General features: G+C 52.6%; 15 protein-coding genes and 1 pseudogene. 12 read left to right on the forward strand and 4 right to left on the reverse strand.

What is annotated here, in order from left to right:
- Window positions 1-544: 544 nt before the first annotated feature.
- From QRN55_RS16890 to QRN55_RS16915, 6 genes and pseudogenes are all read left to right on the forward strand, one after another.
- Window positions 545-1,399: a hypothetical protein gene (locus QRN55_RS16890; protein WP_284777582.1), complete on the forward strand. Its 855-nt coding sequence runs from the start codon at window positions 545-547 to the stop codon at window positions 1,397-1,399.
- An 82-nt stretch (window positions 1,400-1,481) separates the two neighbouring features.
- A complete protein-coding gene (locus QRN55_RS16895) occupies window positions 1,482-1,700 on the forward strand; it encodes a helix-turn-helix transcriptional regulator (RefSeq protein WP_284777583.1) in 219 nt (72 codons plus the stop codon).
- Entirely contained in the window at window positions 1,693-2,337 is a 645-nt protein-coding gene (locus tag QRN55_RS16900; protein ID WP_284777584.1) for a hypothetical protein, read from the forward strand. Before QRN55_RS16895 ends, QRN55_RS16900 begins: the two co-directional genes overlap by 8 nt.
- Window positions 2,338-2,473: 136 nt before the next feature.
- Window positions 2,474-3,352, forward strand: coding sequence for a hypothetical protein (locus QRN55_RS16905; RefSeq protein WP_284777585.1), 879 nt, complete (start codon window positions 2,474-2,476; stop codon window positions 3,350-3,352).
- A 383-nt stretch (window positions 3,353-3,735) separates the two neighbouring features.
- Window positions 3,736-4,320 (forward strand): hypothetical protein, encoded by a 585-nt coding sequence (locus QRN55_RS16910; protein ID WP_284777586.1) that lies wholly within the window; start codon window positions 3,736-3,738, stop codon window positions 4,318-4,320.
- Between the two features lie 6 nt (window positions 4,321-4,326).
- Window positions 4,327-4,674: pseudogene (locus tag QRN55_RS16915) on the forward strand (DUF3768 domain-containing protein); the annotation flags it as partial.
- A gap of 58 nt (window positions 4,675-4,732) precedes the next feature.
- On the opposite strand, the gene QRN55_RS16920 reads toward QRN55_RS16915, so the two are convergent.
- Window positions 4,733-4,996 (reverse strand): helix-turn-helix domain-containing protein, encoded by a 264-nt coding sequence (locus QRN55_RS16920; protein ID WP_284777587.1) that lies wholly within the window; start codon window positions 4,994-4,996, stop codon window positions 4,733-4,735.
- Between the two features lie 102 nt (window positions 4,997-5,098).
- Between QRN55_RS16920 and QRN55_RS16925 the strand changes: the two genes are divergently transcribed.
- Together QRN55_RS16925 and QRN55_RS16930 are read left to right on the forward strand one after the other, a co-directional pair.
- On the forward strand, window positions 5,099-5,443 hold the full coding sequence (locus QRN55_RS16925) for a hypothetical protein (RefSeq protein WP_284777588.1): 345 nt from the start codon (window positions 5,099-5,101) through the stop codon (window positions 5,441-5,443).
- A complete protein-coding gene (locus tag QRN55_RS16930; RefSeq protein ID WP_284777589.1) occupies window positions 5,444-6,481 on the forward strand; it encodes a hypothetical protein in 1,038 nt (345 codons plus the stop codon).
- A gap of 30 nt (window positions 6,482-6,511) precedes the next feature.
- On the opposite strand, the gene QRN55_RS16935 is transcribed toward QRN55_RS16930, so the two are convergent.
- The gene (locus tag QRN55_RS16935) at window positions 6,512-7,459 is read right to left on the reverse strand and encodes an AP2/ERF family transcription factor (protein ID WP_284777590.1); all 948 of its coding nucleotides are present in this window, start codon (window positions 7,457-7,459) and stop codon (window positions 6,512-6,514) included.
- A 200-nt stretch (window positions 7,460-7,659) separates the two neighbouring features.
- Between QRN55_RS16935 and tssI the strand changes: the two genes are divergently transcribed.
- From tssI to QRN55_RS16955, 4 genes are read left to right on the forward strand one after another with little or no spacing between them, the layout of a single operon-like run.
- A complete protein-coding gene (gene tssI, locus QRN55_RS16940) occupies window positions 7,660-9,984 on the forward strand; it encodes a type VI secretion system tip protein TssI/VgrG (RefSeq protein ID WP_284777591.1) in 2,325 nt (774 codons plus the stop codon).
- 7 nt (window positions 9,985-9,991) lie between these two features.
- The gene (locus QRN55_RS16945) at window positions 9,992-11,059 is read left to right on the forward strand and encodes a DUF2169 family type VI secretion system accessory protein (RefSeq protein ID WP_284777592.1); all 1,068 of its coding nucleotides are present in this window, start codon (window positions 9,992-9,994) and stop codon (window positions 11,057-11,059) included.
- Window positions 11,059-12,717, forward strand: a complete 1,659-nt coding sequence (locus QRN55_RS16950; RefSeq protein WP_284777593.1) for a PAAR-like domain-containing protein — start codon at window positions 11,059-11,061, stop codon at window positions 12,715-12,717. Before QRN55_RS16945 ends, QRN55_RS16950 begins: the two co-directional genes overlap by 1 nt.
- Window positions 12,714-13,172: an Imm30 family immunity protein gene (locus QRN55_RS16955; protein ID WP_284777594.1), complete on the forward strand. Its 459-nt coding sequence runs from the start codon at window positions 12,714-12,716 to the stop codon at window positions 13,170-13,172. Before QRN55_RS16950 ends, QRN55_RS16955 begins: the two co-directional genes overlap by 4 nt.
- 721 nt (window positions 13,173-13,893) lie before the next feature.
- On the opposite strand, the gene QRN55_RS16960 is transcribed toward QRN55_RS16955, so the two are convergent.
- Window positions 13,894-14,490 carry a hypothetical protein gene (locus QRN55_RS16960; protein WP_284777595.1) on the reverse strand — a complete coding sequence of 199 codons (597 nt, stop codon included), beginning with the start codon at window positions 14,488-14,490 and terminating at the stop codon, window positions 13,894-13,896.
- Between the two features lies 1 nt (window position 14,491).
- Window positions 14,492-15,406, reverse strand: a complete 915-nt coding sequence (locus QRN55_RS16965) for an AbiTii domain-containing protein (protein ID WP_284777596.1) — start codon at window positions 15,404-15,406, stop codon at window positions 14,492-14,494.
- Between the last annotated feature and the right edge of the window lie 103 nt (window positions 15,407-15,509).

Raw genomic sequence — 15,509 nt, forward strand, 5'->3', positions numbered from 1 at the left:
GACCAAGACTCTCTGAACTTGCCCGACCACAACTATGTGTTCTAGCATCAGCGCGGAAATCGTTACGCTAAAAAATTCAGAAAGGTGAGAAATGCGGCTGGCGTCTCCTCGAATGTAAGTATTCCCGCGCCAGCGCCGTGTCTGAAACAATTGAGGCAACAGAGTCGATTGAAGCAGCCAGAGAGTTGGCCAAGCATACGACCGCAAAGATGACCAAACGCTACAGCCGTGGTGACGGTCTAGATATGAGCCGTAAAGTTGCCGAAGCGCGGGCTAAAAACCGCACCTGACAAAAGTGGCGCGAAATTTCATTAAAGTTACTGGAGCGGGTGAAGGGAATCGAAATAAACCTCTAAATACTTATAATCTTTTATTTTTCGATCATATAAATAAATAAATACCGAAATAAATACCGTTTTGACAATCACGTCGTATTGGATTTTTTTGTGTACTGTAGTAGCGCTGACAAGCGAGTAGCTGAAATTCCTGCCACAGGGTGTGACCCGGTTGTTTCAACAAGGTATATCATTAAGGGAGTAGGGACATGTCTTCCAGTGGTGAACCCCAAAAAATACCAAGCCCGAAAATCACCTTTCCATCCTCAAATGTAAAGACAACCAGAATGTCGCTTCGGGGAGCCCTGCAGCGTGCCAAGGATGTGTACAGGAAAGAAGGTAAGCAAAAACTGCTGGAAGCCATAGAAAGCAAAAGCCTGCCTGGACATGCGGATGCAGTAAAAACTACAATATCAGACGAATGTTATGCGTTCGAAAAAAGCATGTCCTACCTTACGCATATAAACCATCGATACACTAGTGAAGAGCTTTTTGCTCATTCTTTATTGTTTGGTGATGCCAAATACGACAAAAAACTGTACGAAGTAGTTGAACGGAACGATACAAAATTTTGCTTCATGAATTTCGAAGAAAAAAATTTAAAGAAAAATTCGGAAATTCCGATTTATGGCGCAGGTAGCCACAGCAAAATTGAGATTGATGATAAACAAAAGGACATATACTTCAGAACAATTACTACCATAGATGATTACCCAATTTCAGGCTTTAGAAACCGGCGGAATATAATCTGTGAGCTCCACGAATGCATTAATGTATACTTTGATATCGCAGATCTTGAGCGGCTTTTTCCTTACTCGACAGATACCCCCGAGCGAAAGTCAAAGGGTGCCCCAAAAAAATTTCCGGACGAAGAACTTTTCGAGACGCTGGACGCATTTTTTCCCGACCTATCAACGATTCCAATATTCTCAGTAATAATGATAATGCTCGGCGATTTTTATGCTGAAAACTACGAAAATCCTCCGGGAAATATCACGCTGCGAAGGGGCATTAAGAAGTGGCTCTCAGCTCGTAAGATAGACTTGCAGGACAAAGTGACATAAATAAAATAAGAATTATGTGACGACATCCATCAAATCCTTGTTCATTTAATTGGCCCCCACAACATGAAATGGAGGTCACCAAATGAACGAATTGCTTAAATCCCATCGCTTCTATCGCCTAAAAGATATTTTAGCGCCCAATGGTCCGATCCCTATCAGCAAGTCCTCTTGGTATAACAAGGTGCGCTCAGGTGAATTTCCACAACCTGTGAAGCTGGGCGGCCCTCGTTCATCAGCATATAGAGCTCGGGATATCGACGATCTTATCCGCCGTTTTGAGGAGGAGGGTCGTGATGCCTAAACCCACCGCGAAGCAACCGAAAAAGACGCCAGCCGACAAGCTCCTCAAACTCCGTAGGACGTCGGGAACGCTTGCCGTCCTCGATGAGGATACTGCGCGTAACATAGCGGTGAAGCTGTATCTGATTGCTTATCATCTTCGCACCAACGTGGATGACTGGCAGATATTTTGTGAACATGCCGATTGGGTGCCAATTTCGTCGAAACCGCAGCCGAAGGACGAGTCCCGTAAAAAAGCGTTGCAGTTTGCCGTTAGGTTCGTAGTGGGATTCAATAAGGACGCCAACGGTAATAGGGTGAGGAAGTTTCACGAACTTCTGAAGGTGGCTTGGGACGACGACGTCGCAGGCGACGAAATCGAAAACTACGTGAAAAAGGTTCAGGCCGAAAAGCGCGAACGGGCAGCAGAAACACGCGCCAAGCGTAAGGTTGCAACGACCCGCTCCATTAAGCTGATCCCATCGGACGGATCGACGTTCATCATGCAGAAAGGTGGACGCCTGACCTTGAAGGGCGAATTCGAGATCATCGATGCCGGAGGCCCGACGATGTCGTTGGAGATCACACAGCTCAGCGAAAAGTCCCTCAAGAAGCTTGGTGTCGTGAAACCTGCAACACCGAAAACCAAGGGCAAGTAGCCGCAGACGTTGGGTGGGGGCATATGTAGTACACCCCCACCCCCCCGAACATGAATGACAACCCGAAATTCAAATTACACAGTAGGTGAACCCCATCGCCTGAACGGAGAGGTTTGCCTGCTGTTGGAGGTGAATGATGAAACCCAAGAAGAAGAAATACGGTAGACCGCCGGTGCGAAGCTTGAAGGAACTTCGCATCGGCCAACTCAGTCTGGATCAGAAGATTAGGCAATATTTGGTTTCGTGGAAACCAGAAGTCAGTGATCAGCTACGGAAATCCTTGGAATTGCGCGCAGCGCAAGACCTGAATGCTGCAAACCTGATTTCACGGATTCAGATCGCAGAGAGTTTAACCAGTAACCTGCAATCCCATTTTCAGGAAAACCATACACGGGCAGTATTTTTCGTAACGCTGATCTCCGAGCTGCATGCAGTCAAGGTGGACGGCCACGAGGCCTACGATTTGGCTGACCACTGCAAGTGGATTGCATCAGTTTTAGGTGGCGCAGATTACATCGGTATGATCGAGGTGGCCTATTTCTCGAGAGTCGCTTTTTTAACGCCGCAAGAAGACTGGCTGTCGTGGCACGCTCACGTGATGGTCTGGAACCTTGATGAAAAGGCACTGAAGAAGCTCAAGAGCGCGGCAAACACTATTGAGGTCGCGTTTCAACCGGACGGGCTACCTTTCCACTACCGTAAGGCACGTCCTGATAACATTGAGCCTGAGATCGCCTATTTATCCAAAAGCCCTCGAAGCGAGTATAACCCGTATTATCCTCGCCGCTCCAACGTCCCATCGGGTGACGGTGATAAATCCCTCACTACACCGAGATTAAAGCCGAACAAGCGTGAAATTCGAACCGGTAAGTTGTTGGCAGCATTGTCGGCTCTATCGGACAAGTCCCTCAAGTCTCTTATGGTTGCTGGCGGAGAGGGCATGGAAATACGCGACAAATCGCTGAAAGCAGCGCGGAGGGCGTGCAAGTCGCTAATATCTAAGTCAGATGTGTAGGCGTGTGATTATTCGCACGGTGATCTTCGCGATCACCGCGCAAACCGTCTGCGAAACTCACACCATTTCGGTCCAGATAGTGGGCATAGAGGCCATGAAAGTCACTGTCGTTGTTTCTGTTTTGTCATCCAGCCGTACTGATGTGCACGCTACAGCAAAGCCTCCCATATGGCAGGCCAAAATCGTCAATTGCCGCTTTGCAGAGCGACTCAGCTCTGGCTCGGGAAACGGTCAAACCGTGTAAGCGGATCAGCACTGCAACTCAGGAGGGGGTTTACAAATTTGACAATCTATTAGTGTAATGCTATAACGTTATACACTGGCGCTTTTGTCAGCACGAGGGGCCCACTGCGGCCCCTCTTCTTATTTGGAGAGCTGAAAACATGAACATCGCAACCAACAATGCTGCTTCACCCATCACCCTGCCTTGCCCGGTCATCATTTTGGGCCGCGACGATAAGCGAAAGCCACATGCATCGTTCTTCCCCGCGACAGATACTCGCCCAGCCGAAAAAGCTGCCGCACTGATGGGAATGTTTGCGCTAAAGGTGGAGACCGATGACGTCAGGTCGTTTTTGACCCGACTCCCGCAGGGCAAGTTGTTCGACAGCGGCAAAGCCTTCGTGCCGTTCGTCAAGCAGGACCTCTACAACGAAATCGCAGCCCATCTTTCTGACGAAGAACGCGAACGACTTGAGCAACCACGCGCTGCGCCTGAAACACCACCAGCAGCCGTCACCCATCCAGTGCGCCCGAAAAACATGCCCGACAGTTTCGACAAGATCGTCGTTGGTAGCGTGGTGCTTGCGACGGAAGGCCCGCTGGAAGGCTGGTATGAGGCGAAAGTCATAGAGGTGAAAGCTGAAGGCAGCCTGCGGCTTCAGTGGCGCGATTATCTTGACGACCCGGCGTTCACACGCCGTATCGATCAGGTCGCCCTCATTCACCCTTTCTATGTCGAGGCTTGATCAGCGATGGCCTGCGCACTCAGCCAAGCACCGGATTATGATGCGGTTCAACGCACCGCAACCATTCGCACAAAAAACGACGCCTTCCGTTCAAATCTGGTCGGAAGGCGGGTGGTACTCACGCAGGGGGTAAACGCCCTTGCCGAACACGACCGCCGAACTGTCCTCAAGGCAGTGCAGGCCTTTGATGATTTCTCACCCGGCAACGACCCCTATGGCGAGCATGACTTCGGCGCTGTCACGGTCAATGACACCGTTTTCTTCTGGAAGATAGATTACTATGACCGCGATTTGCAGAACGGCTCGCCCGACCCTGCCGACGATGCGGTGACCAGCCGGGTGCTCACCATCATGCGGGCGGAGGAATATCGAGCGATGGAGCCCGTAACAACCTCATCACTATATCAGTTCGCTACTCTTGGGCCTTTCGCCCAGCTTTCAGGGCACGGGGTGGTTTTGCACCCGGCTCAACCGCCGCGAAAAGTTCCGACACATGTACCTTCAGCACATTGGACACGGCTTCAAGCGTGGAGACGGTCACGTTTTCCATGCCTCGTTCAACACGTCCGATATAGGAGCGGTCAATGCCTGCCTCCAGCGCAAGACGCTCTTGCGACAGGGATTGCTCGACGCGCAAGCGTCTCAAGTTCCAACCAATTGTTTTGCGCACATCCATGGTCGCAGAAAGCCATATACACGGCTTGACAATCGACGGACTGTTAGTCCCATATTAAACCGATAGCGAGCAATGACTCGCAAACTTCACTCAGAGGGTACTATGAAGATCGCAGTTGGAATTATCGGCCTGCTTCTGGGCATTTTGGTGCTGATGCAATCATGTGCGGTGACAGCAGGCAGCGGATTGATGAATGACAGCGCCACTGGGGCAGCAGCATCAATTGGAATGCTTGTGGGCCTCGTGTTCGCCATCGCTGGCGCGTTTTCGTTCGCACTGCCGTTGGTGGGTGCCATCATGTTTTTCCTGGCCGGGCTGTTGGCCTTTCTTGCTTCAACGCAAGGCAACTTCGGCGACATCACGATTTGGGGCTATATCGCCATGGTGCTGGCGATCATGGGCTTTTTCACGTGGCGCTCGGCAAAGCGGAAAAAGGTTGCTCAATAAATGCGTACATTCTCGATTTTACCGGTAGTTGCAGCGATATCCGTCCTGTTGTCGGCACCTCTAACAGTGCAAGCAAACGAGACAACATTTTATAGCGGCAACAGCTGGAGTATTAGGCTGCATGCTGACAACGCGACAGCGACCAACCCACCCTATTGTGGAATGAAAACGACTCATTGGGCTGACAAGGCAATCGCAATAAATTTCAAACTTGTATCGCTTGATGAGGTCGTGCCGGAAATCGTTTTAGAAAAAACCGGTTGGAAGCTTCCCGTGGGTGAGACCACGAAAGTAAGATTTGGTATTTATGGCGGAGGGGTCCTCGAATATTCCGCCGTGGCGGCATCACAAACAGAGTTGCATTTAAATCCAACCGCTAATGGCGTTTCATTCTCTCCGTTTGTGAAGAAAACAGTAGAAATGATCTACGACTACCGAGGTAGTTTGCAGATCGCGGTGGGCTTTAGGGGTAGTGAAGCAAATTGGGTCGCAGGCGTTTTGAACAGCAGCGAGAAGTATCTTTTCAAGGCAGGCTTAGAAGACTGTAATTCGACATTGCTAAAGCTCGGGTCTAGCATATTTCCCGAGGCGCTAAACAACTCACCTACGTCTCCGTTTGTGGCATCGGACAAAAAAGACACTGCGTCCCACCAACCGTCAGAATGGGAATTCAGCAAGCGCGAGGAGGACTGGGGCGATACCTGTTATGCAGAGAAGAAGCAGGGTGATATCACAATCGGCTTCATGAAAGCTCGCGGCCACGACCTCGAAGGTTTCGTCGAAAACGGCTTTTCGGGCAGCGTCAAGACGCTATGGAAAGTAGACAGCAACACGCCGATCACTTCGGAAGGCGTCGTGAATGACTACTTCGGATGGCACAGCTTCTCAGGGCTTAACAACGATTTTATCGACAGCATGGAGAGCGGCAAAAAGCTGACAATTACGGAAGATAAAGGAACGGTCATAAACGCTGATCTGAACGGAGCGCTACAGGCCTTTTGGCAATTTTCCAGCTGCTCGCGTACGATGGATCAGTAGATAGCCTCCTCTAGGGCGTAATGACTTTGATCAGTGCGGACAAAATTCGGTTGGAAGAAACACCAGCACGTTGAACCCCTGCCTGACATGGAATTGCTTATCGGTCAGCAGATTGTCGCCATGCGCGTCCATGAACCACCGTGCTACGTCAGAATCGTAGAACTCAGTAATCGTCGCCTCGACCACCGACCTTGCCGCAGCTAGCATTTCGGCCTTGTCCAGCTTTCGTGTGTTGATCTGCACAAGCTTGCGTTTGGCTGGCTTGCCTGCATCGGATACGAATACCGAGAGCGTGTTGCCGTGATAACATTTAACCCGGACCCGCAGCCGCTTCGGTCGGGCGTTATCGAAGTCATCGTTAATCGACTTGATGCGGGTTTCGATCTCGTCGTGCGTTAGGTGCGTTTCCGGCATGACGTCTTTGACGGGGATGAGGTCGGCGGCAAAATGCTCCTGCGCCACTTCGGCTGCGTGATGGGCGTAAGCCAGATGCGTGACGGGCAGATCGGCCAGCCATTTGCGGCGTTGGGCAATGGCCATGGATTTGGCTGCAGGTTCACCGAACTTCGACACGGAAAAGTTCTCGCGCTTCTGACCGCAGTTTGTCATCAGCGTTGCCTGCCACGCGTCGCCCTCACGGCTCTTGATCCGGCGCACGCCAGAAATGCCGCTCTGGTTGGTTTTGCGCAGGAGAACCGCCTGCTCGTGATTGGTGGCAGGGGGAATGGCGGCAATGATGGCATCGCGATAGTAACGTGCGGCTCTGTAGGCTGCTTCGTTTGAACCATAGATGCTGTCCTTGAAGAGCCGCACGATCTTGTGTCCGCGCCGTCTGAGACTTACCCACCAGCTGGCACCGCGCCGTTCATTGGCCTCTTCTCGATGGAGGCCGTATCCTTCAGCGTCGTGCTTTGTCGTGGGGCTATGGGCCTTCGTCCGTTTTTTGGGCAAGGTGCTGTGCATATCAACTAGCGCCATGAGTCCATTCCGTTTCCAAACCGTCTTTTGTAAAATTAGCTGGCAGATTACGGCGTGTTTGGGACTGAGGAACGATTTTTCGCCTGACTGGTTGTACAAACGGCAACACCTCCTTGGTTTTGCCACAATGATTGATTGCATTCCGTCCAGATTTTGACAGCTGATTGATATTTTATCCCATCCGATCACCGGGGTGTCCCATGACCGAGCAGCCATCGTCCGCCGATTTCATTCAGGCCAGCCGTGTTTTGAAGGTCAAGTCGCCGCTCGGCGAAGATCAATTGCTGCCCGAACGCATGGTCATCAATGAAGGCGTATCGCAGCTCTTCGAAATCCAGCTGAATGTCCGTGCCAAAAAGGAAGCGGTCAAGCCGGAGGAGTTGATCGGTCGTCTGGTCGATGTCTCGATTGAGGTGAGCCAAGGGGATGGAGAAGGTGGCGGCATCCGCCGGCCATTCAACGGTCTCGTGACAGATCTGCATGAAGGGCCGCCAATTACTCGTGGTCTGCGTTCGTACGCCATGACCATTCGCCCACAGATGTGGTTGCTATCCCGCCGTTCAGACTGCCGCATCTGGATGGACAAGACATCCATCGAGATCGCCGAAAAGCTGTTTTCCGAGCATGGCATTCCAGCACCGGATACGTCGGGTATTATCAAACCACCGCCTGCACAACACTATAGCACGCAGTTCAACGAGACCGACCTCGACTATCTCTTGCGGCGCTTCGAAGAGGACGGTCTTTTTTACTGGTTTTCGCACGAAGACGGCTTTCACAAGCTGCATGTGGCCGATACTGCCAATGGATGGCTGGGACCATCCCCGTCTGCGCAGGGCGAAGGCCGAGTGAGATTGGCACAGGGTTCCGCAGACCGCAACCACATCAACGACTGGGCACGCCGCTTTTCCTATGTGCCAGGACAGCGCGCCGGGGCCGACTGGAATTTCGAAACGCCGGGCATGGTGCCGGGTACGATGACGCCGTCTCTGGTGCAGATGCCGGATGCGACGAAACGCGAGCTTTACGAATACCCCGCCCGCATCAAAACAGTGGAAGAGGCAGAGCGCGCGCAGAAGCTGCGGGCACAATCCATCGAAGCCGATCACGACCGCGTCTTCGGTGCTTCCACCTCCCGCATTCTGGAAGCAGGTCGCCGCTTCACGCCCTACGAGGAAGCACACCCCGAGCACGAATACGAAGAGCACGTGATCATCCGGGCCAGCCACACCATCGTGGATCGCTCCTACGAGACCAACAGCAACGAGCCGGAATACCGCAACGCTTTCGAGGCCATACCCGCCCGCGTGCCCCTCACCCCCCATCGCACGACCAAGCGCCCGAAGATCGAGGGCACACAAGTGGCCATCGTCGCGGGTCCTGAGGGTGAAGAAATCCATCCGGATCAATATGGCCGCATCAAGCTGTGGTTTCCATGGGACCGCAAGGCCAAAAAGGATGGCACGGACACGTGCTGGGTACGGGTCAGTCAGGCATGGGGTGGAGGAAGTTGGGGTGCGCAAGTCATTCCGCGTATTGGCATGGAGGTGATGGTTGCGTTTGTGGATGGTGATCCCGACAGGCCATTGGTGGCCGGTGTCGTGAACAACCCAAAAAACTCGGTGCCTTACGATCTGCCCGCCAACAAGACCCGCATGGTCCTGCGTTCCAATACCCACAAGGGCGACGGCTTTAACGAAATTACCTTCGAGGACGAGGCGGGCAAGGAGAACCAGTTCTTCCACGCCCAGAAGGACCAGACGACGCGTGTCTTGAACGACCGTACCAAACGCATCGACCGACACGAGGTGGCCTCCGTCGGCGGCAACCGTGCTGTCGAAGTGTCCGGCAACCAAAAGCATGAGATCGGCGGCTCGGTGAATACGGTTGTTGGTGGTACGGGCCCGATGGCGATGATGGCGATGGCAGGTGTGCAGGCGCTGTCAGGTCAGACAGCAGGATTGCTCAGTCAAGCAGCACAGATCGCAGGAGGCGGCGGTCCCGGCATTGCGGCCTTTGCCACGACGCTTGCATCATCAGCACTTGGCTTCCTCGGCGCTGGTGGCATGTCGTCCCGCGAGGGTGTGGTATCAGGCCCCAGCCCCCGTTCCGACGCAGGCACAGCCCTTGCTGGTTCCGGTACGGGTGTTGGAACCGATGCTTCCAGTCTCTTTCCTCTTTCTGGCATCATGAACACGATCATCGGGTCGTTCCAATCAACGTCCGTCGGGGTCGCACAAACTGAGCAGATTGGCGTCAGCAAAGTCTCCAACGTCGGTCATACTTCGTTGGAGAATATCGGGAAATTCAAAAAAACCATTGTGGGAGAAGAGTTTGTCATCGAGTGTGGTGCGTCGAAATTCATAATGAGAAAAGACGGCACCGTCATCATCCTCGGTACGCATTTCAACTTCACGGCCTCCGGGCCGACCCAGATCAACGGTAGTGTTGTTGATCTTAACAAACCAAGCGGCGGTTTGATGGAGGCCAATCCAACTTCCGCAGACGTTACGGCAAAGGGTTGAGCCCTCGATGTCGGTCGATAACAGGACACCCTTTCCGGCTCTGGCTTTTCGACAGTACACCCTTGATGGCGATCTCGCGGGGGTAGTGGTGGCGCGGGGTACGTTCAAACTAGCAGACGGTGGCCCGCTTCAAATCGCTGACAAACAGTATCCACTTGTCATGTCCGATACCTATGAAGGAGATCCTCAGTTAACACCACAGTTGGCATGCACTGACTTAGCCCCGTTCAAACCCGGAACCGACGTTACCTTTCTGGGAGCGGCCTATGCGCCCAACGGAACGCCAAGTCCAACATGGACTTGCGGCATTAAGGTTGGTTCTGTTTCAAAACGCTTACGAGTACACGGCCCCCGTTACTGGCGAGCTCATACGCGCAAGACTTGGCGCGGGCTCATCGATCGAACAAAAGAAGATGTTCTGGATCATTGGGAACTCACACCTGCCGAGCCCATATCTTTTCTTCCTCTGGATTGGCGCTTAGCCTTTGGTGGCGAGGTAGATGGCGAAGAGGATCCGTCGCTGCTGGGAAATCCAATCGGCAGAGGTTTCGTAGGCCAGACAGAATATGGTGAGCAACTAGATTTTCCGGCCCCGCAAATTGAGGACGAAGCAGATCCTATCCGCTCCGTTGAGCAGCGCCCCAACCCGGTAGGTTTTGGACCTATATCTCCCTTTTGGAAGCACCGAGCAAAGCTCGCAGGAACTTATGACGACGGTTGGGTAACTGATCGACATCCATTGCTACCAAAGGATTTTGACTACCGTTTTTGGCAGGCAGCTCACCCCGACCTTGTTGCAGAGCCGTGGCTTCAGGGAGACGAAGAATTCGAACTGGATGGTTTATTGCCAGGACGCGGCATATTTCGGGGGGAACTCCCAAAGATAGGGCTTTATATGGAGCTTGACCAGCAGAGCTCGAAAACGGAGGGCTGGATGGCTCTGGACGGCGTTCATTTCGATATGAGGCCAGGAGTTGGCCGTGTTTTCCTCACGTGGCGATGCAACTTCCCTTGGCCTGAGCGAAAGGGATTGCCGAAGCTGACATGCGCTTCATTCGACACGGGAATTTCTTAATGGCGGAGCGATCATTTCCCGACCCTATCGTCGACGATAATTTTTCTGCGTTGTATGGCCTTCCTCCCGGCACGCGGATTACCGGTCCTCCCATGAACGGATCGCTACTCACTAAAACACCCGACGGGCGAACGCCTTTGTTGAGGTACGACGGACCATGGCCTCCTGAAAAGACAAAGAAAGAAGTGACCAATACTGCGCCACCAAAACCAACGGCGGCTGATCCACCTCCTCCGGAGATCGTTCCGAAGGAGCATCAGGCGTTGGCTATTGTCACGTCTCCAGATGTCTGCCGATCTCCAAAGGCGCCTATACCATACATGGCTTGGGGCACGGCCTTTGAGGACGTGCAGTATTCTCCGAACGTACGTGCAAATGGAAAATTGGTTAAACTTCAGATTTCGAAGTTTTGTCGCTGCCATGGCGACGAGGGGGGCCGAGGTGGGGGCGTAATTTCAAACACTTGCGGTGACGTTGTCGAACCGGTTTCATCATCAACGATTGTGCGGGCTAACGGGGAATGGGTTCAGCGGCATACCGACAAATGCACTCTCAACAACGGTAATGCGCCCGGAGAATACGTTTATCCAAAATCGGAACAGACTGATCAAGCACCCGACGGTAAAGACGAGCAGAATAAGACACGTGATGAACGTATAGCTGATTATGCCAATTCCAAAGGATGGACACGCGGCGACAATGGCGGGTGGAATACATCTGGCGGTGGCTGGGCCTCTAACGACAAAGTTGGGGAGGAAATGGATTATGTCAACAGCGGTCGAGGCAATGTCCAACCATTCTCCATGGGCTCGGGTCCTTCTGAAATAAAGCCTTACACACCATCGTGGACAGAGAACATCGAACATTCCGTTCAAGACCGCCTCATGTCCTGGGGCATGGACACATATCAGGCAGGGGAGTTGGGTCGTAAAGTCGGGGGTGCGGCTGGCTTTGTTCCACTGGTTGGCAACAGCTTATCCGCGAATGACGCGAGCCGGTCATTTGGTTCTGGCCAATATCTTATGGGAGCTATCCAATCCGTTGGCGCAATTATCGGCATCGGGCCAGGACGCCTCCTGACTAAGGGCGCTGAACGCGGCGCTGAAAAAGTCGTTCAAAATCAAGTTGAGCAAGCCGCAACTAGGGCTCTCGAAGAGAAGGCGGCGAAGGAAGCTGCAGAACGTCTAGCGAAGGAGCAAGCTGAAGCTGCGGCTAGAAGAGAGGCAGTCGAGACGGCTACTACAACCGGTGCTAAGGGTACCCGTGTAACCAAACCTGAGTTGCTTCCCGATGAAGGGAAAGTTGGTACATACGGAGATCTCGTAAAAGCGGGTACAAAGGGTGATAACATAACCCCCCACCACATCCCTTCAAGTAATCGAATGGCTAAAGAAGGCGTTGCAAAAAAAGACGGGGTCGCGATCAATATGGAACAACCGACCCCAGGATCTGGCGGACGCCATCGGTCCACTTTTACATATGGCAATCAGGCTGATATGAATATGACGCCGCGGGATGCATTGGCAGCAGGCGTATGGGACGCTCGAAGGATATATCAGTCAGATGGACTATACACTCCTGAAATAAGAAAGAGCCTTCAAGAAATGATTCAGATGAACAAGACGAACCATCCAACGATATTCGAAAAGAAACCATGACCGATACTTATGGGACTACATTATCTGAGCTGCGGCGTGAAATTTTTGATGGTGGTGCTCGATCCAACGTGATTGATCAACACTTGGAAAAGCTGGTTGAATATTTTGACCAAAATATCACCCTCGACCTTCTGTTGCTTCTATCTGATGCTGCTGAACATGACGAAGGTATGTTTTCCATCATACATGCCGCAGAGGCGGCCGATGATGAAGAATACGTTAGAGCCCTTTTGGCAGCGTTTGCCGACATGATGCGATCAGCACCTCGCTGGGCGTCCATTGTGTTGATGCGCGCCCTAAACAGTAGATCTACCCAGCTTGAACTTGTTAAACAGCTCAGAGGCGCACCGCTGAGAACTAAGGAATCCGTCAACGAGATGTGCGAGCGAATCAACGGAGTTAGCCCAGAATTCTTGAGCAAAACTGTGCCGGTTACCCTAGCTGCGAGAACATGAAGAAACTACTTATGGCGTAACGCCAAGGTATAGCCGCATGCGACGTCACTCCGAGCCCGTTCGGGTGGTAACGCCAAAGTCGGAAGTTGCCAAATGTGACGCCGTAGCTCAAACTCTAAACCCCGACGTGACACGACGGGTTTGGGGCCGGTAACGGACTGTCTGCTTTTGGCGAGAGCGCTTGAAAAGCGGACGTTGCCGGGCACCTGGAAAGCCAAAACCAGTTTCCGCATAACACAGACAGGCCAACGGGCTGGTTGTCGTGCACCCGTGGGGATAACTGCGCTGCCAGTAGCTAACTTCCGATTTTTTTGTGCTATTCGATGCACCCTTTTTGGCGCTGATCCTACCCAGATAGTCGCGCTTGACAGCACCTAACTTGTGAAGCTGCTAAAACGCCTGGCGCTGTCCGAAAGCCGGCAGCTTGGCATTGCTCTACGGGGCGCATCCAACTGGCTGCGGGTTTCGTAGGGTTCCTGTCGCTGGGTCAGAACTGCTGCAACTAACCACATGAATGCCAGCGACGAAGTCCCCGATGGGGTTGAGTTCGTCGTCCGTGGCAATAAAGTTCCAGATTGTTGACCACCCCAGAACTGAACCGGCTCCGACCAAGTAAACGACAGTCGCTGCGCCAGCGACCCACAACCAGTTAATGTCGCGCCTACGCTTCCGTAAGCGCTGATTCATCGTCCAGTTGCTAATAAGGACGCCATGAATGTCCTTACCGGACCCTGTGTGAGGTTAGTTCTTTGCCTGTGCAAGCGAGGTACAACTCGCCGAAGGCTTTCTTGGCGTCCTCTGCTTCTTCATCAACGTAGTCCCAGAATGACTCATGGAACTCAGGGGTGTTGATCTTGTCCCAAGGGTTCTGATTATCTAGGATGCTGTCCCTGAGATGTTTCAACTCAAGTGCCGCACCTAGCGCGTTTCCTACACTCGTGGCTAACCCTTCATCGACATAGGCTACGTCGGCGGCAAGTTCCTCGATGCGCTCTACTCGCACGTTCGGGAGCATACTACCACCACCTCCATCGCCGTTTTCATTCAGCGTTGTAAAGAATTGGCGGCCGGACGCATCTGTATCAATACGATACGCTCCAGGACGTTTATCCACTCGCCTCTTCATGGACTGAATGGTCTTGATGATCCACAGGTAGCGCTCACATTCGGCCGCAAGCACTTGCTTGTAGACCTTCAACTTTCGCTGGTCAGCCTTCGTTCGCCGGCGCCATTCAAGTCCCTCTTTTAGCAGGAAGAGGATGATTGCAGCGTAAACCGCTGCAGGCAAGGTGTTGAGGAACGCGACATCAAACGACATCTCAGTTGAACCCGTAATAGCCGAGCAAAGCCGCTTCTAGTAACGCGGCGCCAGCGCCTACACCCACCTGCCACGTGTCGGCGACTGCTTTACCGACCATCTTCCCCATCCACTTCTTAAGTTTCGGGCCAAAGGCTTTAGGGCCTGTTATGGCCGGCTCATTTTTCAAGATGACTTTCAGTTCCTGAACATCGGCTTCCGATAGGCCGCTCTTGAGGAGCGTTGAACTGAGTTCGTCAAAATTACCCGAGTTGACCACGATGTTGACAGTCGAGTGGTTGGCTGTCCCTAAAACGCCAACGTTGCCGTAAACGATGGTCTGGAGCAGACCAGCCACATCCTTCTTCGCATCTTCCTCGTTCACCTTGATACCCCCGACTTCCCCTGCGGCTGGATGCTTCTTTTCCAATGACAACGCCAGTTCCAATATCCGCGTTTTTACGGCTTCAACAATACCGACAACCCCCATTGCCGACATTTCGCCCCAGAACTGTAAGCACTGGTAGTCTTCAAAAACTTTGTTGTTTAATAACGGTGCCAACTCATCATACGGAACCATCAATACGCCGGCGTCACGAGTTGCTTGCGAAGTGTCGATCGTTGTGATGGCCTGCCGTGCGTGGAAGCGTCCGGACCGCCGGCCCTTTGTCACAGCCTCGACTACAGCGGGATGGACTGGGATATTGTTCGCCTGGCGACCAAAGGACGCAACAAAGTTTCCTTTATAGTTTAAATGCAAATTGCGGTAATCAGGAACTTCTACTCCAGTGCCATAGCCATCTAACTCGTGCTTGACCCAATCTTCGAGCGGATCGCTTTCAAGCCGTGCCGCAAGCAACAGACATTTTCGGAGCAAACCGGCCACGCTTGACGCTTCGTCTATTGCGCCGTTCTGTATTTCAGTCAGTAGCCCCATGCACCTACACTTCTACGAGAACACTTTGTGGATGTTCAACTATAGCCTGGGGTATTAGGTCCGACTAGATCGCAGATCTAAAAAACATTGCTGTCTTGAGTGT

The sequence above is a fragment of the Agrobacterium sp. lyk4-40-TYG-31 genome (assembly GCF_030209855.1).
Lineage (GTDB): Bacteria > Pseudomonadota > Alphaproteobacteria > Rhizobiales > Rhizobiaceae > Agrobacterium > Agrobacterium vaccinii.

What these genes read in the sequence shown, in the direction of transcription:
- QRN55_RS16935 (WP_284777590.1), bottom strand. Translation starts at nt 7,459, where the DNA reads ATGGCGCTAGTTGATATGCACAGCACCTTGCCCAAAAAACGGACGAAG.
- QRN55_RS16960 (WP_284777595.1), bottom strand. Translation starts at nt 14,490, where the DNA reads ATGTCGTTTGATGTCGCGTTCCTCAACACCTTGCCTGCAGCGGTTTAC.
- QRN55_RS16955 (WP_284777594.1), top strand. Translation starts at nt 12,714, where the DNA reads ATGACCGATACTTATGGGACTACATTATCTGAGCTGCGGCGTGAAATT.
- QRN55_RS16945 (WP_284777592.1), top strand. Translation starts at nt 9,992, where the DNA reads ATGTCGGTCGATAACAGGACACCCTTTCCGGCTCTGGCTTTTCGACAG.
- QRN55_RS16895 (WP_284777583.1), top strand. Translation starts at nt 1,482, where the DNA reads ATGAACGAATTGCTTAAATCCCATCGCTTCTATCGCCTAAAAGATATT.
- QRN55_RS16905 (WP_284777585.1), top strand. Translation starts at nt 2,474, where the DNA reads ATGAAACCCAAGAAGAAGAAATACGGTAGACCGCCGGTGCGAAGCTTG.
- QRN55_RS16900 (WP_284777584.1), top strand. Translation starts at nt 1,693, where the DNA reads ATGCCTAAACCCACCGCGAAGCAACCGAAAAAGACGCCAGCCGACAAG.
- QRN55_RS16890 (WP_284777582.1), top strand. Translation starts at nt 545, where the DNA reads ATGTCTTCCAGTGGTGAACCCCAAAAAATACCAAGCCCGAAAATCACC.
- QRN55_RS16910 (WP_284777586.1), top strand. Translation starts at nt 3,736, where the DNA reads ATGAACATCGCAACCAACAATGCTGCTTCACCCATCACCCTGCCTTGC.
- QRN55_RS16950 (WP_284777593.1), top strand. Translation starts at nt 11,059, where the DNA reads ATGGCGGAGCGATCATTTCCCGACCCTATCGTCGACGATAATTTTTCT.
- QRN55_RS16965 (WP_284777596.1), bottom strand. Translation starts at nt 15,406, where the DNA reads ATGGGGCTACTGACTGAAATACAGAACGGCGCAATAGACGAAGCGTCA.
- QRN55_RS16925 (WP_284777588.1), top strand. Translation starts at nt 5,099, where the DNA reads ATGAAGATCGCAGTTGGAATTATCGGCCTGCTTCTGGGCATTTTGGTG.
- tssI (WP_284777591.1), top strand. Translation starts at nt 7,660, where the DNA reads ATGACCGAGCAGCCATCGTCCGCCGATTTCATTCAGGCCAGCCGTGTT.
- QRN55_RS16930 (WP_284777589.1), top strand. Translation starts at nt 5,444, where the DNA reads ATGCGTACATTCTCGATTTTACCGGTAGTTGCAGCGATATCCGTCCTG.
- QRN55_RS16920 (WP_284777587.1), bottom strand. Translation starts at nt 4,996, where the DNA reads ATGGATGTGCGCAAAACAATTGGTTGGAACTTGAGACGCTTGCGCGTC.